Here is a 23,889-nt window from a genome sequence, read left to right as displayed (position 1 = left end):
GCGCCACGACACGCACCGGATCGGCGCTGCGCCGGCGAGGGGGCAGCAGGACGGGAGGACGAAGGGCATGGGCCGGCTCACTTTACCCCGAGCGGGGCCACCGTGGCGCGCATCGCCAGCATCATCTGGCGCACCTGCGGCTCCACCGCGCGCCAGTCGCGCGAGCGTTGTCGGTGCAGCCGCGTGGCCACCTCGCTCGACACCCGGCCGAGCGCGGCATAGCCGAGCGTCGAGGCGACACCGGCGGTCATATGGGCGATCCGGCCGATCTCGCGCAGCGCCTCGGCATCGCGCGGGCCCTCGCAATGCGTCTCGACCAGCGCCAGACGCTCTGCCGTCACCTGACGGAAACGCAACCGCACGGGTTCGAGCGCATCTTCCGGCGCCATCACACCACCACTTCGCCGTGGCTCTGGCGCTGCGCGGCGTTGCGCAGCGCCTGACGCGCCCGGCCCAGAAGTTCGGTCGGTGCGGTGCGGCTGAAGAAGCCGATGGTCATCGGATCGCCGACCTGCAGGATCGGACGGGGCACGCCGAGCTGCATGTAGATCCGCGCCCGGTCCGCCAGCCGCACGGCGATGTCCTGCGCCAGCACATGCGCCTGCAACGGAGCATGGCGCGCCGTGATGCAGACGAACTCGCCGCGCCCGGCATGGGCGATCAGGAAATCCTGATCCTTGAGCAACCCGGTGATGATCGAGGCGACATGGGTCAGGACGTCGGAATAGCTGATCGCGTCGGATACGGCGAAGATGTCCTCGGCATTGCCGATGCGGAAGGCGATGGCAGCATGGCCGTGCAGCTTGGACCGGCCCAGCGCGGTCACGTAATTCTCCAACGCCTGATACTCCACCACCCCGGGCACGTCCTTCACCGCGAAGGGATCGCCGAAGCGGATCGGCTGTGCCGGCAGGCCGAGCTGCACGTTCACCCGCCCGGCAAGCACGTCGCGCCGACGCCGCTCGTCGACCAGCCGCGCGGTCATGCCGATGCGGGCGCGCAGCTCCAGATCGTCGAGCGGCTTGGTGAAATAGTCGCTCGCCCCGGCCGCGAAGGCCTGTTCGATGACCGAGGCGGCATGTGCGTTGCTGATCATCAGGATCGGCACGCTGGCATAATCCGGCATCTGCCGGATGCGGCGGCAGAGCTGCACGCCGTCCACCGTCGGAAGGTCGATGTCGAGCAGGATGCAGTCGAAGGCATCCTCGCCCTGCAGGACCTGCAGCGCCTCGGCCGCCGTGCCGGCGCCCTGCACGTCGTCATAGCCGATACGACCCAGAACATGCTGCAGAAGCATGAGAAACACCGGATCATCGTCGACTGCCAGAATCCGCATGACCGCCATCGAACCTCCAGTGTCCCGACCGTGACTGCACTCAACCTGAGGCTGAGAATGGCCCTTCGATGATGGCGAAACTTTGTCTCAAATTGACAATTATTGAAGCAGAGATGACAGCGGCCCTAGCGCGCGGTCAGCCGGTTGATCGCCTGCAACAGCGCGGTCGTGCCCAGCGGCTTCTCCATCGTCTCGTCGGCAAGACCGATGCCTGCGAGCACGTCGACAGAGGCGGTGATCAGCAGCATCGGTGTGTCGCTGTTCGGCGTGCGGCTGGCCTTCAGCGAGCGGATCACCCGCTCGCCGGTCAGATGCGGCATCTGCTGGTCGAGGATCAGCAGGTCGAACCGCTCGCTCACCGCCCGCTCCAGCGCCGAACGCCCGTCATTCACCACGACCAGATCGAGATCGGACCGAGCGGCGAGCATCGAGACGACGATCAGCCGGTTGATCTCGTCATCCTCGGCTAGGAGGATGCGAAACGGGCGCGGTGGGTTCGGCATCGCTGTCTCCTCTCGGACGCGGATGAGGCAGGGTCAGGCTCGGGCGAGCAGGGTCGAGATCGCATGCAACAGTTCCTGCCTGCGGAAGGGCTTGGCCAGATGCGTGTCGAAGCCGCCGACGATGTAATCGGCCACCTGATGCGCCATGGCATTCGCCGTCACCGCCACCGCCGGAACCGGCGCTGCGCCTTTCAGCGCCTCGCGCTCGCGGATCTGCTTCAGCGCGGTCAGCCCGTCCATCACCGGCATGGAGATATCGAGCAGCAGCAGGTCGAAGCCCCCCTCCTCCCAGGCGGTGACTGCCTGATGCCCGTCTTCGACCAGCGTGATGCGGGCGCCGGTATCGGCCAGCATCTCCTTCAGCACCAGCCGGTTGGTGGCGCTGTCATCGGCGATCAACAGGCGCCGACCGGCAAAGCTCGGCTCCGCCCCGGGTGGTGGCGCGAGGATGGCGGGGGAGCTGTGCAGCGCATCCGGCAGGGGCAGGCTGACCCGCACCGTCGTGCCCTGCCCCAGGGCGCTGCTCACCGAGATCTCGCCGCCCATCAGCGTCACCAGCTGCCGCACGATCGCCATGCCGAGCCCGGTGCCGCCGAAGCGCCGCGTCACGCTGCCATCGGCCTGATCGAAGCTGTCGAACACCCGCGCCGCCTGATCCTCGGTCATGCCGATGCCACTGTCCGAGACCTCGACCGCCAGGGGCTTTCCGGGGCGGCAGGTCAGGCGCATCGTCACCCGGCCCGCATCGGTGAACTTCACCGCATTGCTCATCAGGTTGTGCAGGATCTGCAGGATGCGGTGCGGGTCGCCCAGCCGCCCCGCCTCGCCGCCGAGCCCGATCAGCACCTCGAACTGCAGGCCCTTCTCCTCGGCCTTCATCGCATAGACCGCCTCGATCTGCCGGGCGAGATCCGCGGGGGTGAAGGGGACCTGCTCCAGATCGAACTTGCCGGCCTCGATCTTCGACATGTCCAGAATGTTGTTCAGGATGCTCAGCAGCGTCTCGCCGGAATTGCGGATGGTGTTGATCATCAGTTTCTGTCTCGGCTCGGTCAGACTGCCCTCGAGCAGCTCGGCCATGCCCAGCACGCCGTTCAGCGGGGTGCGGATCTCGTGGCTCATGTTGGCAAGGAACAGCGATTTCGACCGGCTCGCCTCTTCGGCGCGCGACAGCGCCTCGCGGATCTGCTCGAGGGTCGCCAGCTGGTCGGTGATGTCGGTGAAGGAGCAGAGCACCTGCCGCTCGTTGTCCTCGTGCATGGGCACGGCATTCACCGACAGGATGCGCGTCCGCCCGTCCGGCAGCGCGATCGCATGGCGGAACGAGCGCACCGGCTCGCCCGTCCGCATCGCCAGATAGAAGGGCGAGTTGTTCTCGGTCAGCGGCGTGCCGTCGAGATGGGTGGCCCGCCACTCCGGCGCCCCGTGGGCGCGGCCGATCAGCTCCGACCGGGGCAGCCCGAGGATGCGTTCAGCCTCGGAATTGGCGAAGACCAGATCGCCCCGCGCGTTCATCACCGTGATCGCGGCGATGCTGTTCTCCATCGCGTTGAAGAAGAAGTTGCGCGCGGCGATCACCCGCTGTTCCAGATCCTTGCGCTCGCTGATGTCGATATGCACCCCGGCGATGGCCTCGGCAGTCTGGTCATGGGCCCAGCGCGTCGTGCGACCCCGGCTCAGCACCCAGACCCAATGCCCGTCGCGATGACGGAACCGCGCCTCCGCCGTGGCCAGCCCGCCGCTTTCCAGCGCGATCCGCTTGGCCGTGCGCAGCGCGGGCAGGTCGTCGGGATGGACCAGATCCAGGAACTGCGCTTCGGTCATCACCTCCAGCGCCTCGCGGCGATGGCCGAGCATCTCGCACAGCCGACCGTCGATGGTGAAGCTGTCGCCCTGCGCCGACCATTCCCATGTCCCGACCTCGGCCCCCTCGACGATCCGCGCCAGCCGCTGCTGCGCCGCCTCCAGATCGGCAAGCGCCTGCTTCTGCTCGGTGATCACCGTCTCGACCGAGACATAGCCCAGCATCTGATCCTCGGAACCACGCAGCGGATGGATGTTGAGGTCGATCCAGTAGGGCCGCCCGACCTTGTCGCGGTTCAGGATCTGGGTCCGGCAGACCTCCCCGCGCGAGATCGTCTCGCTGATCATCGCCACTGTCGCGGCATCGGTCGCCTCGCTGCGGGTCAGATCGGCCAACGGCAGGCCACGGATCTCCTCAAGCCGGTAGCCGGTATGCGCCTCGAAGGCCGGGTTCACCCAGACCACGCATTGCCGGGTATCGACCACGGCGACGAGATTGGTCATCAGCTCGACGATCTTGCCCAGCAGCCGCAACTGCTCCTTCTGCTCCTCGTCCGCCGTCACGTCCCGCACGAGGAAGACGAAGCCCGGCCGGTCGCCAAGGGTCTCCGGCACCCGGCGGGCGCCGGACACCTCGTGCCAGGCCCCGCCCCAGCGATAGCGCAGCGTCTCGGCGCGGCCGGTCCGCTCGATCAGCTGCATCGCCTCGGCAAAGGTCGCGGCGATCTCGGGCGGCAGCGCCTCGTCGAAGGAGCGGCCGAGGCAATCGCTGTCGTGCAGCTCGGCGGCGGAGCCCGCGTCGGAATAGATGCGGGTGTAGCGGCCCTGATGATCGGCCTCGATCAGCAGGTCGGGCAGTGCGTTCAGCGTCGCCTCGAACCGGTTGGCGGTGGCGCGGGCCGTGCCTTCGCGCTGCAGCCGGTCGGTGATGTTGATCCCGACCCCGCGATAGCCGGCAAAGCGCCCCTCCTCGTCGAAGACCGGGCGGCCGCTGACGCTGATCACATGCTCAGTGCCGCGCCGGTCGCGCATCGAATGCACGAAACCCTCGACCGGTTCGCGCCCCTCCATCTTGCGGAACAGCCCCCGCCACTCGGCACTGTAGGGATCGCAGCCGAGATCGGTGGCGATGGCTTCCAGCGGCTTGCCACTGAAGGAGAAGCCGTCGAAGAGAATGCGGCCCACCGGCGAGGCCGCCACGGGCACGTCGCGCAGATCGGCGTCCAGCTCCCAAAGCCACTCGTCACTGACCGCGGAGAAATCCTCCAGCCGGCGCTGGGCGGCGTCGCGCTCCTGCTGCACGCGGCGCAGATCTGCGTTGAGTGCCGCGCGTTCGACCTCCAGCGATTGAACGGCGAGTTCGGCGGCAAGCCGCGTCAGGCTGCTGGCGATGGCATCGGCCACCGCCTGAAGATCGAGTCCGGCAGAAGCCGCCAGCCCGCCCAGCGCCAGCACGCCGATCAGCCGCCCCTCCGCGATCAGCGGCAGCAACAGATCGTTGCCGTCACGGCAAAGCGAGCCCGCCTCCAGCGTGCGGCGGTGCCGCTCCAACGCCGAGCTGCTCACCGGCACGCGCGCCGTTTCGGGCCAACCGAAGGCCAGACACAGCTGCGCCGCGCCATCCAGCGCGCAGATCAGCACCCGTTCCGCGCCGCATTCCTCGCCCAAGAGCGCCAGCGCGGCCTCGATCCGGGTCGGCAGCTCGTCCACAGGCGCGCGCAGCAGCCCGGAGACGAGCGCAGCGCCCGGCTCGAACCTCGTTTCCCGCCATCCCAGATGCTTCATCTTCCCGACCCGTGGGAGCCGCCGGGCCACGCGCCCCGCTCCTTCAAATTCTCGGATTGACCGATTACGCGCCAACCGGGGCGAGACTAGGGCAAGGAGGCCCTCCGATGAAAATTTTGCGAAACCCGGACGCGCCCCGGAAGGGCGCGCCCGGCACGGCTCATTTCCGGGTGATGCGCCCGTCGGTGACCGGCGTGTAGGTGCCGGCATCGGCCATGTAATCGGCGGTCACATTGGCCAGATCCGGCCCGAAGTCATAGGCATTGGCCGCCCCCACGAGGCTGGCAAAGCCATCACCGCCCTGCCGCACATAGTTGTTCGACACCGTGCCATAGGTCTTGTCCGGATCGATCGGCACGAAGCTGTCGCCCTCGGCCACCATCACCTCGGAAATCCGCGAGCCCGCCGGCTGCGCCGGATCGAAGGTGTATTTCAGCCCGGCCACCTGCAGGAACCGCCCGGCGCCCTCCTCGAGCTGGCTCACGCCGTTCTCCAGTGCGCCGATCATCTCGGCCCCGGTCACCTGGAAGGTCGAGAGCGTGTTCTGGAACGGCAGCACCGTCAGCACCTCGCCCATCGTCACCGGGCCCGCGTCGATCGAGGCGCGCAGCCCGCCGCCGTTGGTGAAGGCGATCTGCACCCCCTGCCCCTTCACCCGGTCGAGCATGGCATCGGCCACCAGATTGCCCATCGGGCATTCCTGCGAGCGGCAGGTCTCGCGGCTGCCGTCGATGGCCTCGGTGGTCTCGGCCACCAGCGTGCTGCGGATCTCCTCCAGCGGCACGGCCAGTTCCTTGATCCGGTCCAGCGTCGGCTGGTCCTCGGCCACCGAGGCGTCGAGCAGCCTCGGCTCGCCCGTGGCCTCGATCACCTCGCCCGCGTCGTCGAAGGTCACGTCCAGCATGCCGAGATACTTGCCATAGGCGTAGGACGAGACGATCGGCGTCTTGCCTGCCATGGTCGGATAGGCGCCCTCCGCCCCTTCGGCGCTGTTGGACAGCAGCGTGTGGCTGTGCCCCCCGACGATCACATCGACCCCGGTGGTCTCAGCCGCGATCCTCTGGTCCACCCCGTAGCCCGAATGCGACAGCAGGATGATCTTGTCGATCCCCTGTCCGGTGAGGGCATCGACCTCGGCCTGCACCGCCTGAACCGGATCGGTGAAGACGATGTTCTTGCCGGGGCTGGCCAGCTCGGGGTTGTCGACCGGGGTGAGGCCGATCAGGCCGATCTGCTCGCCGCCCTTCTCGATCACGGTCGACTTGGCGATCTTGTCCTTCAGCAGCGGCTCCGAGGTCAGATCGGCATTGGCCATCAGGAGCGGCGCGTCGAGCAGGTCGGCGAATTCGGCCAGAACCTCGGGCCCGTTGTCGAACTCGTGGTTACCCACCGCCATCGCGTCATAGCCGAGGCCGTTCATGAACTCGGCAGCCATCTTGCCCTTGTAATAGGTGTAGAACAGCGTGCCCTGAAACTGGTCCCCGCCGTCGAGCAGCAGCGTCGTCTCCTTGGCCGCCCGCGCCTCGGCCACCGCCGTCACCAGCCGCGCCGTGCCGCCGAAACACTCTCCCGCCGCGTTGTCCTCCACCGAGCAGGTCGAATCGGAGCCGGAGACAGGCTCGAACCGGTCATGGAAATCGTTGGTGTGCAGGATCGTCAGCGAGAAATCGGCCGAGGCTGCGCCCGCCGACATCGCCAGAATCGCTGCCGAAGCCAAAAGTCTGGATTTCATGGAAAGTGCTCCTGCTCTGAACGTGATGGGCCAGAGAGTGCGGTGCGATCCGGCCTTCTGTCAAAGCCCAAGGCGGCAGTTTCCGCTGCGGCAACCGCCTTGCCACCGAAACGGGCCCATTGACCGGCGCCGAGACAGGGTGCATGAGGCTGATATGCTGATCTTCAAGATTTTTCGCCGATCCGAATGGGATGCCTTCCGCGACGCCGGAGTGACGGCAGGCGCCCCCGTCGATCTGGCGGATGGCTACATCCACACCTCCACCGCCGCTCAGGTGGCCGAGACCGCGGCAAAGCATTTCGGCAGCGAGAGCGATCTGGTTCTGGTGGCGCTGAACCCGGAAAATCTGGGTCCGGCGCTGAAGTGGGAACCGTCCCGCGGCGGGCAGCTCTTCCCGCATCTCTATCGTCCTTTGACGCTGGCCGACGTGGTCTGGGACAAGTCCCTGCCGCTGGGGGCCACCGGCCACATCTTTCCCGAGGGTCTTTGGTGAACATCGTCGAACGCGCGGGACTCGCGGCGCTGCACCGGCTTGACCCGGAGCAGGCGCACAGCCTGTCCCTTTCCGCCCTGCGCGCCGGGCTGGTGCCCCTGCCCGGCAGCGTGGCCACGCCCCGTCTGGCCACCAGCCTCGCCGGCATCCGGCTCGGCAACCCCGTGGGTCTTGCTGCGGGCTATGACAAGAACGCCATCGCCATCGACCCGCTGATGCGCGCGGGCTTCGGCTTTCTCGAGGTGGGGGCCGCTACGCCGCGCCCGCAGTTGGGCAACGCCAAGCCGCGGCTCTTCCGCCTGACCGAGGATCGCGCCGCGATCAACCGCTTCGGCTTCAACAACGACGGCGCCGCCACCATCTGCGCCCGTCTGGCGATGCGGCCCTCGGGCCCGGTGCCGATCGGCATCAACCTCGGCGCCAACAAAGACAGTGCCGACCGCGCCGCCGACTTCGCCGCCGTGCTGGCCGCCTGCGGGCCGCATGTCGATTTCGCCACCGTCAACGTCTCCTCGCCCAACACCGAGCGGCTGCGCGACCTGCAGGGGCGCTCGGCGCTGACGGCGCTGCTGGCCACGGTGATGGAGGTGCATGACCGGCTGGCGCGGCCGATCCCGATCTTCCTGAAGATCGCGCCCGACCTGACCGACGACGACCTGGCCGAGATCGTCGAGGTGGTCACCGCCTCGCGCATCGCCGGCATCGTCGCCACCAACACCACCCTGTCGCGCGACGGCCTGCGCAGCGCGCATCGTGCCGAGACCGGCGGTCTCTCGGGCGCGCCGCTCTTCGAACGCTCCACCCGGGTGCTGGCGCGGCTGTCGCAGTTGACAGCTGGCAACCTGCCGCTGGTCGGTGTCGGCGGGATCGGCACGGCAGAACAGGCCTATGCCAAGATCCGCGCCGGGGCCTCGGCGGTGCAGCTCTATACCGCGATGGTCTACGAGGGCATCACCCTCGCCGCCCGCATTGCGCGCGAACTCGACGGGCTTCTGGCGCGCGACGGCTTCGCCTCGGTCTCCGAGGCGGTGGGCAGCGGGCGGGGCGAGTGGCTCTGAGCCTCAGAAGGCCTTGAAGGTCATCGTGGTCAGCGTCCGCACGATGCCCGGAATGTCGAAGAGCGCGTCCGACAGGAAGCGCCCGACATCCTGATCGGCGGGCACATAGACCTTGGCGATCAGATCGTATTCGCCCGAGGTCGAATACAGTTCCGACACCACCTCGCGGTCATAGATCGCATCGGCGACCTCATAGGTCTTGCCGGGGGTGCAGCGGAACTGGACGAAGACGCAGCGCATGGGTTTGCTCCTTGAAACACCGGGCGACTCTAGCCCGGCCCCGCGGCCAAGTCACGCCTCAGCCGGAAGCCGCATCCGCTTCGGGCTCGGCCTCGGGCTTCAGCTTCAGCCGCGGCGCGACCTTCGGCAGGTCCTCCACCCCCAGCGCGGTCTGCGGCAGTGCCAGCCGGTTGCGCACCACCCACAAAAGCCGCTTTTCGGCGCGGGTGATCGCCACATAGGCCAGCCGCTTCCACAGCGGCACCCCCGCCTCCATCCGTCCGGCCTGCGAGGCGGCCCAGAGATCGGGGGCGAAGACCTGCACCGTCTCCCATTGCGAGCCCTGCGCCTTGTGGATCGTCACCGCCGCCCCATGCAGGAAAGCCGCGCCCATCCGCGCGGCGGAGGGAATGAACGGCTCCTCCTCGCCCGGCTTCTCGATCTTGATGATCGAGGCGGCCGAGACCTGCGGATCCTCGGCCCCCACCACATGCAGGCGCGCGAAGCCGTCGCGGTTGCCCGGCCCGAGGTAGATCACCTGCGCGCCCTTGATCAGCCCCCGCGCCTCGAGATCGATGCGCTTCTTGCGGTGCTTCAATGGCAGCTCGATCCCGTCGCAGATCAGGGGCTCGCCCGGGATCAGCGCGGTCTCCGGCGCGCCCTGCGCAGCGCGGAAGGCGGTGATCAGCCGGATGCGGGTCGCATTGCGCCAGACCAGCACCGGCGAGCGCGCCATCAGGTCGGCATCGACCCGCTGCGCCATCTGCACCCGGTCGTCGCGCCCCGCGGCCTTCTCGACCATCCGCTCGAAGCTCTCGAAGCCCAGATCGGGATCGGCCAGCGCGTGGGCCAGATCGAGGATCGGGTTGTCTTCGGCCTGACGGTGGATGCGGCTCAGGATCAGCTTGCGCGTCTCGCCCAGCCCGTCGAACACCATCTGGCCGCTCTGCCCCACCGGCGCCAGCTGCGCCGGATCGCCGAACAGCACCAGCGTCGGGAATATCTCGCGCAGGTCGTCGAGCTGGCGTTCGTCGAGCATCGAGGATTCGTCGACGAAGCCCACGTCCAGCGGCTCTTCCCGCCGCTTCCAGCCCTTGATGAAATCCGAGCCGCGCAAGCCAGCCGCCGCCAGCGCACCGGGGATCGAGGGCACCTGATCGTAGAAGGCCTTCGCCCGGTCCAGCGCCACTTCCGTCAGCCCCTCCACCTCGGGCCGCTTGCCGTTGCCGGCCAGCCATTCGGCGATGCGCTCATATTGCGGATCGTAGACCGGGGTGTAGAGGATGCGGTGGATCGTCGTCGCCGGCACGCCGCGCAGGCGCAGCACGCTCGCCGCCTTGTTGGTTGGCGCAAGGATCGCCAGCGTCCGCCGCTCCTTGCGCTTCTTGCCCTCGTAATCGCCCGAGACGATATCCAGCCCGGCCTCCTGCAAGGCCTTGTAGAGGCTGGCCAGCAGCATGGTCTTGCCCGACCCCGCCTTGCCGATCACCGCGAGGACGGAGGATTTCCCCTCCACCGCCGGGACCACCGTGCCCTTGGACAGATCGATCCCCATGCCCCGCAGCTGATCGGCCACGCGGTCATAGGCTTCGGCCTGATCGTCTGAGAAAACAAGGGCGGAGGGCTGCATGGCGGCGACCATAGCCAAGGGCGACGGAATAGGCCAGCGGCCCGATTCGCTCAGCCGTCGGTGCCAGAGCGCGGCGCCGCGGCCTCGTTCCCGCCCTCCAGCCGTTCGGCAATCTCGGCCCGCGCGGTCTGCAACGCCGCATCGACCTGAGCGGCCAATGCCGGAAGCGCGTTGCGCTGGGCATAGGTGCGCAGATCGCACAAAACGTCGAAGATCCAGTCGTGTTGCATGGCACCCTCGCAGGCCGCAAGAACGTGAAGGCCCGAGGCCCAGCGTCATCAGAAGGTGACGTTAGGCGCATCAGGTCAACAGTTCGTCACTAAGACCCACCCTGCCAAGCAAGAACCCGCCACGAGGCCGCAGCCCGTGGCGGGAGGGGATCAGCCGCGCCGGCTGGCCTCGAGCGTATCCTCGAAGGTGCGCAGCCCGGTCACCGGCGCCTGCACCAGCACCGCCATGTTGCCCGGCTTGTGCTGGTTGCGCCGCATCTTCATATGCGCGCCCGGAATCTCGTCCCAGGGGAAGACCTCCGACATGCAGGGATCGAGCCGCCGCTCCAGCATCAGCTTGTTCGCCGCCGCCGCCTGTTTCAGGTTGGCGAAATGCGACCCCTGCACCCGCTTCTGGTGCATCCACAGATAGCGCACGTCGAAGGTGAGGTTGTAGCCGGTGGTCCCGGCGCAGATCACCACCATCCCGCCGCGCTTCACCACGAAGACCGAGACCGGGAAGGTCGCCTCGCCGGGGTGTTCGAACACCATGTCGACGTTGTTGCCCTTGCCGGTGATCGCCCAGATCGCCGCGCCGAACTTGCGCGCCTCCTTGAACCAGGCGGCATATTCCGGCGTGTTCACCGTGGGCATCTGGCCCCAGCAGTTGAAGTCCTTGCGGTTGATGACGCCCTTGGCGCCCAGCCCCATGACGAAGTCGCGCTTGTCCTCTTCCGAGATCACGCCGATCGCATTGGCCCCGGCCGCGTTGATCAGCTGGATCGCGTAGGACCCGAGCCCGCCCGAGGCACCCCAGACCAGCACATTGTCACCCGGCTTCAGGATATGCGGGCGATGGCCGAAGAGCATGCGATAGGCGGTGGCCAGCGTCAGCGTGTAGCAGGCGCTTTCCTCCCAGGTCAGGTGCTTCGGGCGCGGCATCAATTGCTGCGCCTGCACCCGGGTGAACTGCGCGAAGGAGCCATCCGGAGTCTCGTAGCCCCAGATCCGCTGGGTGGGTGAGAACATCGGGTCGCCGCCGTTGCACTCCTCGTCGTCGCCGTCGTCCTGGTTGCAGTGGATCACCACCTCGTCGCCGACCTTCCAGCGCTTCACCTTGTCGCCCACCGCCCAGACGATGCCCGAGGCATCCGATCCGGCGATGTGATAGGGCTCCTTGTGGCCATCGAAGGGGCTGATCGGAATGCCGAGCGCGGCCCAGATGCCGTTGTAATTCACCCCCGCGGCCATGACGAGCACCAGCACCTCATGGCTGTCGATGGCCGGCGTGTCGACCACCTCGACCTGCATCGCGGTCTCTGGCTCGCCGTGCCGCTCGCGCCGGATCGCCCAAGCGTACATGCGCGCCGGGACATGGCCGAGCGGGGGCATCTCGCCCACCGCATAGAGGTCTTTCTTCGGGGCGTCGTAAGCGACGATATCAGTCTGCACGTCGAGGGCCATGGTGCCTCCTTGAGTCAGGCGTGATTGCCGCGACGCAGAATCGTCCGGCGCTGACCGATGAGATACGTTTGGCCGCGTAAGATTGCAATACTTATGCGTCAAATTTTGTAATTTTATGTCCGCCGCGTTGCAGCAACTTCCTCCCCTGCAACTTCCAGTCGCTGCAGCACAGCGCCGGCGTAGAACAGCAGCAGATCCACCTTTTCGGCGGGCGGATGCAGCCCGAACGGCCCCTCGACCACGATTCCCCGCGCCTCCAGCGCCCGCAACCCCTCGGCCATCGCCGCGGGCACGCCCTGCGGCGGCAGCTTCATCACCGCCCCCATGCGCCTGAGCTGCGAGGCCATGCCCTCCAGCTTCGCAGGCAGATCACCGCGCAGCACCGGCCCCTGCGCCAGCGCCGCCGCGACCAGCGGCACCGACAGGATCGGCAGCGTCAGCACCACCTCCGACATCAGCCGCGCCCCCAGCGCCTCGGTCGTGGGGTCTGCCGTCTCCTCGACGAAGCGGCGCAGCGAGACCGGCGCGCCGAAGGCCACCGCTGCCGAGCCGAAGCCCGGGAAGCGCCGCCGCACCACCCGCCAGGTCATCCGCGCGATGAAAGCCGCGATGCTGGCCGGAGAGGCGCGGAATTTCCGCTCGCCCGACCGCGCCGCCTCGACCAGCAGCCGGTCCTCCAGCACCCGGTCATAGGCGATGCCCACGGGCACGAAGATCACGTCCCGCCCGGTCGGATCGAAATCGGTCACGATGTAGTTCAAGAGCCCCATCCGCGGCGCGCCGACCCGCCCATCCAGCGACAGCCCGCCCTCGGGGAACAGCGCCTGCGTCACGCCTTCGGCCGTCACCATCTGCACATAGCGCGCCAACACGCGGCGATAGAGCATGTTGCGCGAGCTGCGGCGGATGAAATAGGCCCCCATCGCCCGGAACAGCCGGCTCAGCGGCCAGACCCGCGCCCATTCCCCCACCGCATAGGACAAGGCCGAGCGCCCGGCGACGAGCCATGTCACCAGCACGTAATCCATGTTGCTGCGATGGTTCATCACGAAGATCACCGTCGCCTGCCGGTCGATATGCGCCAGCTGCCCGTCGATCCGCCCGATCCTGACCCGGTAGAGCGCCCGGCTGATCCGCCGCGCCGCCCGCGTGGCAAAGCCGAAATAGACCGAGGCCGAAAAGGCGGGCACGATCTCCCGCGCATAGGTCCGCGCCGTCTCGAAGGCGACGCTCTCGGGCACGCCGTTCTGATGCGCGTAATCCACCACGCCCTGCATCACCTTGGGGTCATGCACCAGCCGCACGATCATGTCCTGCCGCCGCATCAGCCGGAACGGCTGGATCGGCCGCTCCAGCCGCAGGTTGAGCCGCGCCACCAGCCGCTCCATCCGCCGCCGCAGGAACCAGCGCACCGACGGCGCCAGCACCCGGTCAAGCGCAGCGATCCCGGCGAATCCAAGCACCAGAACCAGAAGCCAGACCGGAAGTTCTACGGTGCGCGTCATGCCACGAGATTAGGCAATGCACCTCGCAAGGTAAATCCCGCGCCGCTGCTGCGGCGGCGTCAGTTGAAGGTGAAGGTGCCGATTTCGCACACGTTCACCCCGGCCTCGACCACCTCTTCGCCATCGTTGAACACCGCGCGGAAGTCGAACTTGCAGTAGCCCGTGGCGTCGTCGAAGTTCACCACCACCGACTGACCGTCCTCCAGCACATCCGCGCCGAGGATATCCTCCTCCCAGGATTGCGAGCCTTTGTTGGAGCCGTAGAACTCCACCATCGTGAAGCCGGTGTTGTTGACGATCCGCACCCGCCGGTCGGCGGCGGCAGCGGGATCGGTGGTAAGCGCGCTGGCGACGGCTAGCGACAGGGCAAGCGAACGGTAGAGCATGGAAAACCTCCGGCACGGGTGAACGGCGCGGCAACGGACCGCGCCCACCCTCACGCTCGCGTGATCCGCCCGAGGCCGCAAGTGGCCAACTTGTCGCCACGACAGGCCGCCGATGCCGCGATGCAGCGAATTGACAGGGACATTATCTTTCCATTAAGCCGTAACTGTCGCAATTAAGTTGCAGGCCGAGTCAGGAGAGTCCGATGACCAACGCCAAGGAAAGCCCGTGGCTGTTCCGCACCTATGCCGGGCACTCCACCGCCACCGCCTCCAATGCGCTCTACCGCACCAACCTCGCCAAGGGGCAGACAGGGCTTTCCGTCGCCTTCGACCTGCCGACCCAGACCGGCTATGACAGCGATCATGAACTGGCGCGCGGCGAGGTCGGCAAGGTCGGCGTGCCGGTGGCGCATCTGGGCGACATGCGCGCGCTGTTCGCGGACATCCCGCTCGACCGGATGAACACCTCGATGACGATCAACGCCACCGCGCCCTGGCTCCTGGCGCTCTATATCGCCGTGGCCGAGGAACAGGGCGCCGAGGTCGCGGCGCTGCAGGGCACGGTGCAGAACGACATCATCAAGGAATATCTTTCGCGCGGCACCTATATCTGCCCGCCGAAGGCCTCGCTGCGGATGATCACCGATGTCGCCGCCTACACCCGGACGCATCTGCCGAAATGGAACCCGATGAACGTCTGCTCCTACCACCTGCAGGAGGCCGGCGCGACGCCGGAACAGGAGCTGGCCTTCGCCCTCGCCACCGCTTGCGCCGTGCTCGACGATCTCAAGGCCAAGGTGCCCCCCGCCGACTTCCCCAACATGGTCGGTCGCATCTCCTTCTTCGTCAACGCCGGCATCCGCTTCGTGACCGAGATGTGCAAGATGCGCGCCTTCGTCGATCTCTGGGACGAGATCTGCCGCGACCGCTACGGCGTCACCGAGGAAAAATACCGCCGCTTCCGCTACGGCGTGCAGGTGAACTCACTGGGTCTCACCGAGCAGCAGCCGGAAAACAACGTCTACCGCATCCTGATCGAGATGCTGGCCGTGACCCTGTCGAAGAGGGCCCGCGCCCGCGCCGTCCAGCTTCCGGCCTGGAACGAGGCGCTCGGCCTGCCCCGGCCCTGGGATCAGCAATGGTCGCTGCGGATGCAGCAGATCCTCGCCTACGAGTCCGACCTGCTGGAATACGACGACCTCTTCGACGGCAACCCCGCCATCGATCGCAAGGTCGAGGCGCTGAAACAGGGCGCCCGGACCGAGCTCGCGCAGATCGACGCGATGGGCGGCGCGGTCGCCGCCATCGATTACATGAAGGGCCGTCTGGTCGAGGCCAATGCCGAGCGCATCGCCCGCGTCGAATCGGGCGAGACCACCGTCGTCGGCGTCAACCGCTGGACCGAGGCCGCCCCCTCGCCGCTCACTGCCGGCGATGGCGCGATCATGCTGGCCGACCCCGATGCCGAGGCCGACCAGATCGCCCGCCTCGACCAATGGCGCGCCAGCCGCGACCCCGCCGCCGTGGCCGCGGCCCTCGCCGCGCTGCGCCGCGATGCCGCCAGCGGCGCCAACATCATGCCCGCCTCGATCGCGGCGGCGAAGGCGGGCGTCACCACCGGCGAATGGGGCAGAACGATCCGCCGCGCCTTCGGCGAATACCGCGCCCCCACCGGCGTCTCGAAGAACCGCTCCAACCGCACCGAGGGGCTGGAGCCGATCCGCGCAGCGGTGCAGCAGGTCTCGGCCCGGCTCGGCCGCCCGCTCAGCTTCCTCGTCGGCAAACCCGGGCTCGATGGCCATTCCAACGGCGCCGAGCAGATCGCTGCCCGCGCCCGCGACTGCGGCATGGAGATCCATTACGAGGGCATCCGCCTCACCCCGGCCGAGATCGTCGCGGCGGCGATCGAACAGCAGGCCCATGTCATCGGCCTGTCGATCCTCTCGGGCTCGCATATGTCGCTGGTGGCCGAAGTGCTGGAGCGGATGCGCCGCGAGGGGATCGAGGCGCCGCTGGTGATCGGCGGCATCATCCCCGAAGAGGACGCCGCCCGCCTGCGCGCCCTCGGCGTGGCGGCAGTCTACACGCCGAAGGATTTCGAGTTGAACCGCATCATGCTCGACATCGTCGGCCTCGTCGATCCCGAGGCGGTCGCCGCCGCCTGAGGGCGTCTTCTTGGCAGAGATGCTCCCGCGCGGAGCGCGCCTGAGCAGCCCGCCGGCGGCGGGCTGCGAGGCAAAAGCAGCGGCGGCCGGTCGCCAGACCGGACGCCTCCGCCTGGTTCAGGCGTGGATCGCGCCGTCGCCGCAGGCCAGCGCCGCCTCGCGCACCGCCTCGGAATAGGTCGGATGCGCATGGCAGGTCAGCGCCAGATCCTGCGCCGAGGCGCCGAATTCCATCGCCACGCAGACCTCGTGGATCAGATCGCCCGCCCCCGGCCCGATGATGTGGCAGCCGAGGATGCGGTCCGTCTCCTTGTCGGCGAGGATCTTCACGAAGCCCTCGGCCTGGAACACCGCCTTGGCGCGGGCATTGCCCATGAAGGGGAACTTGCCAACCTTGTAGGCCCGGCCCTGCTCCTTCAGCATCTCCTCGGTCACGCCGACGCTCGCCACTTCCGGCGTGGTATAGACCACGCCCGGGATGACGCCGTAGTTCACATGGCCGTGCTTGCCGGCCAGCACCTCGGCCACCGCCATGCCCTCGTCCTCGGCCTTGTGAGCCAGCATCGGCCCCGGCACGCAGTCGCCGATGGCATAGACCCCTGGAGCCGAGGTCTGGAAATGCCCATCGATCTTTACCATGCCGCGCGGCAGCATCTCGACGCCCAGCGTCTCCAGCCCCAGCCCCTCGGTGAAGGGCCGGCGCCCGGTCGCCACCAGCACCGCATCGGCCACGATGCTTGCCGCCGACCCGTCCTTCTTCAGCTTGTAGCCGACCTTGGCCTTGCCGCCCTCGACCGTCACCGCCTCGACCGCAGCGCCCATCACGAAGCTCAGCCCCTGTTTCGCGAGGATCTTGTGGAAGCTTTTCACCACCTCGCTATCCATCCCCGGCAGGATCGCGTCGAGATATTCGACCACGGTCACCTTCGTGCCGAGCCGGGCATAGACCGAGCCCATCTCCAGCCCGATCACCCCGGCGCCGATCACCACCATGGTCTTGGGGATCGCCTCCAGCGCCAGCGCGCCGGTCGAGGTGACGACCGTCTTCTCGTCCACCGTCACGCCGGGCAGCGAGGCCGGCTCGGAGCCGGTGGCGATGACGATCGACTTCGCCTCGTGGACCTCGTCGCCGACCTTCACCTTCCCCGCCTCGGGGATCGAGCCGAAGCCCTTCAGCCAGGTGATCTTGTTCTTCTTGAACAGGAACTCGATCCCCTTGGTGTTGCCGTTCACCACATCCTGCTTGTAGGCCTGCATCTTGGCCCAATCGACCGTGGGCGCGGCGCCCATCAGGCCCATCTTTTCGAAATTCTCATGCACCTCGTGCAGGTGATGCGTGGCGTTCAGCAGCGCCTTCGAGGGGATGCAGCCGACATTGAGACAGGTGCCCCCCAGCGTCTCGCGCGCCTCGACCACGGCGGTCTTCAGACCGAGCTGGGCGCAGCGGATGGCGCAGACATAGCCGCCGGGCCCGGCGCCGATCACGATCACATCGAAAATTGCCATTCTTGTTCTCCGGTTGTCGCGCCACGATCCTGCCGGTCTCTGGCGGGGCGGCGGGGGGCTGTCTGCCCCCCGTGCCCCCCGAGGATATTTGGGCAAGGTGAGGGCGCAGGACTCAGATCAGTGCGGCGAGGATCATCGCCACGGTTGCAGTGAAGCCGACCATCCAGATCACCGAGCGCCAGGGGCGCCAGCCGAAGGCATAGGCCGGAATGTAGAGCAGGCGGGCAGCGAGGAAGATCCAGCCGCAGGCGGCGGTGACGCCGCTCGACTGCCCGCCGAGCGTGACCACCACGACGGCCAGCGTGAACAGGATCAACGCTTCCCAGGTGTTGTTCATGGTGCGCTGCAGCCGCCCCGTCAGGGTCGACAGCGGCGCATCCGGCGGCTTGTCGCGCGGGCTGGTGGTGTAATTCGCCCCGAGCTCCATGTTCGCCAGCACCGAGAAGGGCAGGAAGGTCGCGGCCTGCAGCAGTCCGGCGAGGGCGAGGGCAGTGAGTTCGGGCGTCATGCGCAGGCTCCGGGGCGGGAGAAGGGCGCGCCGCCGCGCCCTCCGGTCACGTCGGGTGATGGTTTCCCCCACCCCACGTCACAGTTCATCGTCTCGCAGGGTGGGGTTCCACCCCACCGATCCGCCGTAGGGTGGGGTTCCACCCCACCCGGGTCACAGATCCATCAACAGACGCCGCGGGTCTTCCAGCGCTTCCTTCACCCGGACGAGGAAGGTCACGGCGCCCTTGCCGTCGACGATGCGGTGATCGTAGCTCAGCGCCAGATACATCATCGGCCGGATGACGATCTGCCCGCCGACCACCACCGGGCGGTCCTGGATCTTGTGCATGCCGAGGATGCCCGACTGCGGCGGGTTCAGGATCGGCGAGGACATCAAGGAACCGTAGACGCCGCCGTTCGAGATGGTGAAGCTGCCGCCCTGCATCTCGGCCATGCTGAGCTTGCCGTCGCGGGCGCGCAGGCCGAGCTCGCCGATCTTCTTCTCGATGGCCGAGAAGCTCATCTGGTCGGCGTCGCGCACCACCGGCACCACGAGACCCGAGGGCGTGCCGACGGCGACGCCCATGTGGACGTAGTTCTTGTAGACCACGTCGGTGCCGTCGATCTCGGCGTTCACCTCGGGCACTTCCTTCAGCGCATGGGTGCAGGCCTTCACGAAGAAGGACATGAAGCCGAGCTTCACACCATGCTTCTTCTCGAACATGTCCTTGTATTCGTTGCGCAGCCCCATGACCGCCGACATGTCCACCTCGTTGTAGGTGGTCAGCATGGCGGCGGTGTTCTGCGCCTCCTTCAGGCGGCGGGCGATGGTCTGGCGCAGGCGGGTCATCTTCACCCGCTCCTCGCGCGCCGCGTCATCGGCGGGCACCGGCTGGCGCGGCATCGACGCAGGCGCAGCCGCCGGGGCCGGAGCCGCTGCCGGGGCGGAGACCGCCTTGGCCACGTCTTCCTTCATCACCCGGCCGTCGCGGCCGGTGCCGGTGACGGCATCGCGGCTGATCCCGGCCTCGGCCATCGCCTTCTTGGCGGCGGGCGCATCCTCGACGTCCTTCGACGCAGCGGCTGCCGGAGCGGCCTCAGGCGCCGGTTCGGCCTTGGCGGCGGGCGCCGGAGCGGCGGCCGCGCCATCGGTGGAGATCAGCGCCAGACGCGCGCCGGCGGCGACCGTGGTGCCCTCGGGCACGAGGATCTCGGCCAGCACGCCTGCGGCGGGGGCCGGAACCTCGACCGAGACCTTGTCGGTCTCCAGCTCGCACAGCATCTCGTCCTGCGCCACGGTCTCGCCCGGCTTCTTGAACCAGGTCGATACGGTGGCCTCGGACACCGATTCTCCCAGCGCTGGCACCATCACGTCGATCATCTTGCTCTCTCCCGCGCCGGCCTTGGCCTCGGCGACTTTCTGCACCTTGTCCGACGGGCCTGCCGCAGAGGCATCCGCCGCACCAATTTGCGCCAGAAGGGCAGCGACGCCGACGGTCGTTCCCTCCGGTGCCACGATTTCATCGAGCCGCCCCGCCACGGGGGCATGGACCTCGACCGTCACCTTGTCGGTTTCCAGCTCGCAGAGCATGTCATCCACAGCGACGATGTCACCCGGTTTCTTGAACCAGGTGGCGACCGTCGCCTCGGAGACGCTTTCGCCCAGCGAGGGAACCCGGACTTCCGTTGCCATGCCTCAGCCCCCGATCGTCAGGGCATCGTTCACCAGCGCGTCCTGCTCGGCCTTGTGACGGCTGGCGAGACCCGTGGCGGGCGAGGCGGAAGCGGCGCGACCGGCATAGGTCGCGCGGTGATGCGTGGCGCCGATCCGGGTCAGCACCCATTCGAGGTTCGGCTCGACGAAGCTCCAGCCGCCCTGGTTCTTGGGCTCTTCCTGGCACCAGACGATGTCGGCGCCCTTGAAGCGGTCCAGCTCCTTCACGAGGCTCAGCGCCGGGAAGGGATAGAACTGCTCCAGCCGCAGCAGATAGACGTCGTCGAGCCCGCGCTTGTCGCGCTCGGCCAGCAGGTCGTAGTAGACCTTGCCCGAACAGATCACCACGCGCTTGATCTCGGCATCCGGCTTCAGCACGGTTTCCGAATGACCCTTCTGCGCGTCGTCCCAGAGGACGCGGTGGAAGCTCGACCCCGTGGTGAAATCCTCGGCATTCGAGACGCAGAGCGGATGCCGCAGCAGCGACTTCGGCGTCATCAGGATCAGCGGCTTGCGGAAGTTGCGGTGGATCTGCCGGCGCAGGATGTGGAAGTAGTTCGCCGGGGTCGAGCAGTTCGCCACGATCCAGTTGTCATTGGCCGACATCTGCAGGAAGCGTTCCAGACGGGCGGAGGAATGCTCCGGCCCCTGCCCTTCGTAGCCATGCGGCAGAAGCACCACGAGACCCGACATCCGCAGCCATTTCGACTCGCCCGAGTTCACGAACTGGTCGAACATGATCTGCGCGCCGTTGGCGAAATCGCCGAACTGCGCTTCCCAGAGCACCAGCGCGTTGGGCTCGGCCAACGAATAGCCGTATTCAAAGCCGAGCACCGCATATTCCGAGAGCATCGAGTCGATGACCTCGTAGCGCGACTGTCCGGCGCGGATGTTGTTCAGCGGGTAGTAGCGTTCTTCGGTCGACTGGTCGATGAAGGCCGAATGCCGCTGGCTGAAGGTGCCGCGGGTGCAATCCTGCCCCGACAGACGCACCGGATAGCCCTCGGTCACCATGCCGCCGAAGGCCAGGGCCTCGGCGGTGGCCCAGTCGAAGCCCTTGCCGGTCTCGAACATCTTGGCCTTGCCGTCGAGCTGGCGCTGCACGGTCTTGTGCAGGTCGAAGCCCTCCGGGGCGCGGGTCAGCGCCTTGCCGATCTCGGCCATGGTTTCCGGCGCGATGGCGGTCTGGCCGGCCTGATACTCGTCCTTGTTGCGGTCGAGATGCTTCCAGCGGCCATCGAGCCAGTCGGCCTTGTTCGGCTTGTAATCCTTGCCGGCCTCGAACTCCTCGTTCAGCCGGGCCTGGAAAGCCGCCTTCATGTCCTCAATCTCACCCTCAGGGATCAGCCCGTCCTTCACGAGCCGCTCGGTATAGAGCTGCAGCGTCGTCTTGTGCTTCTTGATCGAGGTGTACATCGCCGGGTTGGTGAACATCGGCTCGTCGCCTTCGTTGTGACCGAAGCGGCGGTAGCAGAAGATGTCCAGCACCACGTCCTTGTGGAACTTCTGGCGGAACTCGGTCGCGACCTTGGCGGCATGCACCACGGCCTCCGGGTCGTCGCCGTTGACGTGGAAGATCGGCGCTTCCACCATCAGCGCGATATCCGTCGGATAGGGCGAGGAGCGCGAGAAGGACGGCGAGGTGGTGAAGCCGATCTGGTTGTTCACCACGATATGGATCGTGCCGCCGGTGCGGTGCCCGACGAGGCCCGAGAGACCGAAGCACTCGGCCACGACGCCCTGCCCGGCAAAGGCCGCATCGCCGTGCAAGAGGATCGGCAGCACCTGATGGCGGGTCTTGTCGCCCAGTTGCTCCTGCTTGGCGCGCACCTTGCCCAGCACGACCGGGTTCACGGCCTCGAGGTGCGAGGGGTTGGCAGTCAGCGACAGGTGGACCTCGTTGCCGTCGAAGGTGCGGTCGGACGAGGCGCCGAGGTGGTATTTCACGTCGCCGGAGCCGTCGACGTCATCGGGCTTGTAGCTGCCGCCCTGGAATTCGTTGAAGATCGCGCGGTAGGGCTTCATCATCACATTGGCCAGCACCGACAGGCGGCCGCGGTGCGGCATGCCGATGACGATGTCCTTCACGCCCAGCGCGCCGCCGCGCTTGATGATCTGCTCCATCGCCGGGATCAGGCTCTCGCCGCCGTCCAGACCGAAGCGCTTGGTCCCCATGTATTTCACATGCAGGAATTTCTCGTAGCCCTCGGCCTCGACCATCTTGTTGAGGATGGCGCGGCGGCCCTCGCGGGTGAACTGGATCTCCTTGCCGAAACCCTCGATCCGCTCTTTCAGCCAGGCGGCCTGCTCGGGGTCGGAGATGTGCATGTATTGCAGCGCGAAGGTGCCGCAATAGGTGCGCTTCACGATGTCGATAATCTGTCGCATGGACGCGACCTGCAGGCCCAGCACATTATCGATGAAGATCGGCCGGTCCATGTCGGCCTCGGTGAACCCGTAGGACTTGGGGTCGAGCTCCGGGTGGTTCGAGGTGTTGCGCATCTTGAGCGGATCGAGATCGGCAGCCAGATGGCCGCGGATCCGGTAGGCACGGATGATCATCAGCGCCCGGATCGAATCCAGCACGGCGCGCTGCACCTGCGCGTCGCTCAGGCTGACGCCCTTCTCCTGCGCCTTGGCGGCGATCTTCGCCCCCGCCGCCTTGGCGTCCTTGGCCGGTGCCGCCGGCCATTCGCCGGTCATCGCCGCCGTCAGATCATCGGCCGGCATCGGCGGCCAGTCGGCGCGTGCCCAGCTCGGGCCCTGCGCCTGGCGCTTGGCGTCCAGCTCGCTGTCGCCGAGGCTGCGGAACAGCTCTGCCCAGCCCGCATCGACCGAGGCCGGGTCGGCGGCGTAGCGCGCCTGCAGCTGGTCGATGTATTCGGCGTTCTGTCCCTGCAGGAAGGACGAGGCGTGGAACTGGTCGTTGGGAGAATGTTCCGTCATGGCGGCACCTGACTGGTTGCGAGCCCGCGCCACGATGGGTGGCGCGGGTTAGGATTGGATTACTTGCCGATGGCTTTCATGACGGCTTCGCCGAGATGCGCCGGGCTGTCGGCCACGATGATCCCGGCGCTCTTCATCGCCTCGATCTTCGATTCCGCATCGCCCTTGCCGCCAGCCACGATGGCCCCGGCATGGCCCATGCGACGGCCCTTCGGCGCGGTGCGGCCCGCGATGAAGCCTGCGGTCGGCTTCCAGCGGCCGCGCTTCTTCTCGTCGGCCAGGAACTGCGCGGCTTCCTCTTCGGCCGAGCCGCCGATCTCGCCGATCATGATGATCGAGGTGGTTTCCGGATCGGCGAGGAACATCTCGAGCACGTCGATATGCTCGGTCCCCTTGATCGGGTCGCCGCCAATACCCACGGCCGAAGACTGGCCGAGCCCGAGATCCGTCGTCTGTTTCACGGCCTCATAGGTAAGCGTGCCCGAGCGCGAAACAACACCCACCGAGCCGCGCTTGTGGATATGGCCCGGCATGATGCCGATCTTGCAGGCGTCGGGCGTGATGACGCCGGGGCAGTTCGGCCCGATCAGCCGCGACTTCGAGCCTTCGAGCGCGCGCTTCACCCGCATCATGTCCAAGACCGGGATGCCTTCGGTGATGCAGACGATCAGCTCCATCTCGGCGTCGATCGCCTCGAGGATCGAGTCGGCGGCGAAGGGCGGCGGCACGTAGATCACCGAGGCATTGGCCCCGGTCACATGGCGCGCCTCGTGCACCGAGTTGAAGACCGGCAGGTCGAGATGGGTCGAGCCACCCTTGCCCGGGGTCACGCCGCCGACCATCTTGGTCCCGTAGGCGATGGCCTGCTCCGAGTGGAAGGTGCCCTGGCTGCCGGTGATGCCCTGGCAGATGACGAGAGTGTTTTCGTTTACGAGGACGGCCATCG

19 protein-coding genes are annotated in these 23,889 nt (G+C 67.4%); 3 read left to right on the top strand and 16 right to left on the bottom strand.

Annotated features, from left to right (window positions below; genetic code table 11):
- Positions 1 to 77 precede the first annotated feature (77 nt).
- The 5 genes from AC3A5Z_RS00810 to AC3A5Z_RS00790 form a co-directional block, all read right to left on the bottom strand.
- Positions 78 to 389, bottom strand: a complete 312-nt coding sequence (locus tag AC3A5Z_RS00810) for an Hpt domain-containing protein (protein WP_487517519.1) — start codon at positions 387 to 389, stop codon at positions 78 to 80.
- A complete protein-coding gene (locus AC3A5Z_RS00805; protein WP_487517518.1) occupies positions 389 to 1,345 on the bottom strand; it encodes a response regulator in 957 nt (318 codons plus the stop codon). The genes AC3A5Z_RS00810 and AC3A5Z_RS00805 overlap by 1 nt, the downstream gene beginning before the upstream one ends.
- 116 nt (positions 1,346 to 1,461) lie before the next feature.
- Positions 1,462 to 1,839, bottom strand: coding sequence for a response regulator (locus AC3A5Z_RS00800; RefSeq protein ID WP_487517517.1), 378 nt, complete (start codon positions 1,837 to 1,839; stop codon positions 1,462 to 1,464).
- 33 nt (positions 1,840 to 1,872) lie between these two features.
- Positions 1,873 to 5,427 carry a PAS domain S-box protein gene (locus AC3A5Z_RS00795; protein ID WP_487517516.1) on the bottom strand — a complete coding sequence of 1,185 codons (3,555 nt, stop codon included), beginning with the start codon at positions 5,425 to 5,427 and terminating at the stop codon, positions 1,873 to 1,875.
- Between the two features lie 160 nt (positions 5,428 to 5,587).
- A complete protein-coding gene (locus AC3A5Z_RS00790) occupies positions 5,588 to 7,159 on the bottom strand; it encodes a bifunctional metallophosphatase/5'-nucleotidase (RefSeq protein WP_487517515.1) in 1,572 nt (523 codons plus the stop codon).
- A gap of 154 nt (positions 7,160 to 7,313) precedes the next feature.
- Between AC3A5Z_RS00790 and AC3A5Z_RS00785 the strand changes: the two genes are divergently transcribed.
- Both AC3A5Z_RS00785 and AC3A5Z_RS00780 read left to right on the top strand, forming a co-directional pair.
- Entirely contained in the window at positions 7,314 to 7,652 is a 339-nt protein-coding gene (locus tag AC3A5Z_RS00785; protein ID WP_487517514.1) for a DUF952 domain-containing protein, read from the top strand.
- Positions 7,649 to 8,710 carry a quinone-dependent dihydroorotate dehydrogenase gene (locus AC3A5Z_RS00780; protein WP_487517513.1) on the top strand — a complete coding sequence of 354 codons (1,062 nt, stop codon included), beginning with the start codon at positions 7,649 to 7,651 and terminating at the stop codon, positions 8,708 to 8,710. Before AC3A5Z_RS00785 ends, AC3A5Z_RS00780 begins: the two co-directional genes overlap by 4 nt.
- 3 nt (positions 8,711 to 8,713) lie before the next feature.
- Here the strand turns inward: AC3A5Z_RS00780 and AC3A5Z_RS00775 are convergent, their stop codons facing one another.
- From AC3A5Z_RS00775 to AC3A5Z_RS00750, 6 genes are all read right to left on the bottom strand, one after another.
- On the bottom strand, positions 8,714 to 8,950 hold the full coding sequence (locus AC3A5Z_RS00775) for an Lrp/AsnC ligand binding domain-containing protein (RefSeq protein WP_487517512.1): 237 nt from the start codon (positions 8,948 to 8,950) through the stop codon (positions 8,714 to 8,716).
- 58 nt (positions 8,951 to 9,008) lie between these two features.
- Positions 9,009 to 10,559 carry an ATP-dependent DNA helicase gene (locus AC3A5Z_RS00770; RefSeq protein ID WP_487517511.1) on the bottom strand — a complete coding sequence of 517 codons (1,551 nt, stop codon included), beginning with the start codon at positions 10,557 to 10,559 and terminating at the stop codon, positions 9,009 to 9,011.
- A gap of 50 nt (positions 10,560 to 10,609) precedes the next feature.
- Entirely contained in the window at positions 10,610 to 10,789 is a 180-nt protein-coding gene (locus AC3A5Z_RS00765) for a hypothetical protein (RefSeq protein ID WP_487517510.1), read from the bottom strand.
- Positions 10,790 to 10,939: 150 nt separating this feature from the next.
- Positions 10,940 to 12,232: a crotonyl-CoA carboxylase/reductase gene (gene ccrA / locus AC3A5Z_RS00760; RefSeq protein WP_487517509.1), complete on the bottom strand. Its 1,293-nt coding sequence runs from the start codon at positions 12,230 to 12,232 to the stop codon at positions 10,940 to 10,942.
- A gap of 113 nt (positions 12,233 to 12,345) precedes the next feature.
- Positions 12,346 to 13,737: a 1-acyl-sn-glycerol-3-phosphate acyltransferase gene (locus tag AC3A5Z_RS00755; protein WP_487517508.1), complete on the bottom strand. Its 1,392-nt coding sequence runs from the start codon at positions 13,735 to 13,737 to the stop codon at positions 12,346 to 12,348.
- Between the two features lie 59 nt (positions 13,738 to 13,796).
- Positions 13,797 to 14,123 (bottom strand): hypothetical protein, encoded by a 327-nt coding sequence (locus AC3A5Z_RS00750; protein WP_487517507.1) that lies wholly within the window; start codon positions 14,121 to 14,123, stop codon positions 13,797 to 13,799.
- A gap of 203 nt (positions 14,124 to 14,326) precedes the next feature.
- Between AC3A5Z_RS00750 and AC3A5Z_RS00745 the strand changes: the two genes are divergently transcribed.
- The gene (locus tag AC3A5Z_RS00745) at positions 14,327 to 16,288 is read left to right on the top strand and encodes a methylmalonyl-CoA mutase family protein (RefSeq protein ID WP_487517506.1); all 1,962 of its coding nucleotides are present in this window, start codon (positions 14,327 to 14,329) and stop codon (positions 16,286 to 16,288) included.
- 117 nt (positions 16,289 to 16,405) lie between these two features.
- On the opposite strand, the gene lpdA is transcribed toward AC3A5Z_RS00745, so the two are convergent.
- The 5 genes from lpdA to sucD all read right to left on the bottom strand — a co-directional run bounded on the left by lpdA (position 16,406) and on the right by sucD (position 23,887).
- Positions 16,406 to 17,794, bottom strand: a complete 1,389-nt coding sequence (gene lpdA, locus AC3A5Z_RS00740; RefSeq protein WP_487517505.1) for a dihydrolipoyl dehydrogenase — start codon at positions 17,792 to 17,794, stop codon at positions 16,406 to 16,408.
- Between the two features lie 112 nt (positions 17,795 to 17,906).
- The gene (locus tag AC3A5Z_RS00735; RefSeq protein ID WP_107664620.1) at positions 17,907 to 18,302 is read right to left on the bottom strand and encodes an MAPEG family protein; all 396 of its coding nucleotides are present in this window, start codon (positions 18,300 to 18,302) and stop codon (positions 17,907 to 17,909) included.
- A gap of 153 nt (positions 18,303 to 18,455) precedes the next feature.
- Positions 18,456 to 19,976 carry a 2-oxoglutarate dehydrogenase complex dihydrolipoyllysine-residue succinyltransferase gene (gene odhB / locus AC3A5Z_RS00730; RefSeq protein ID WP_487517504.1) on the bottom strand — a complete coding sequence of 507 codons (1,521 nt, stop codon included), beginning with the start codon at positions 19,974 to 19,976 and terminating at the stop codon, positions 18,456 to 18,458.
- A 3-nt stretch (positions 19,977 to 19,979) separates the two neighbouring features.
- Positions 19,980 to 22,943, bottom strand: coding sequence for a 2-oxoglutarate dehydrogenase E1 component (locus AC3A5Z_RS00725; RefSeq protein ID WP_487517503.1), 2,964 nt, complete (start codon positions 22,941 to 22,943; stop codon positions 19,980 to 19,982).
- Positions 22,944 to 23,002: 59 nt separating this feature from the next.
- The gene (gene sucD, locus AC3A5Z_RS00720) at positions 23,003 to 23,887 is read right to left on the bottom strand and encodes a succinate--CoA ligase subunit alpha (protein ID WP_444667925.1); all 885 of its coding nucleotides are present in this window, start codon (positions 23,885 to 23,887) and stop codon (positions 23,003 to 23,005) included.
- Positions 23,888 to 23,889: the final 2 nt, after the last annotated feature.

The organism is Cereibacter sp. Soil_C_27, from assembly GCF_057657095.1.
The sequence above is the reverse complement of the archived record's forward strand: the minus strand, read 5'-3'. Positions and strand labels throughout refer to the sequence as shown.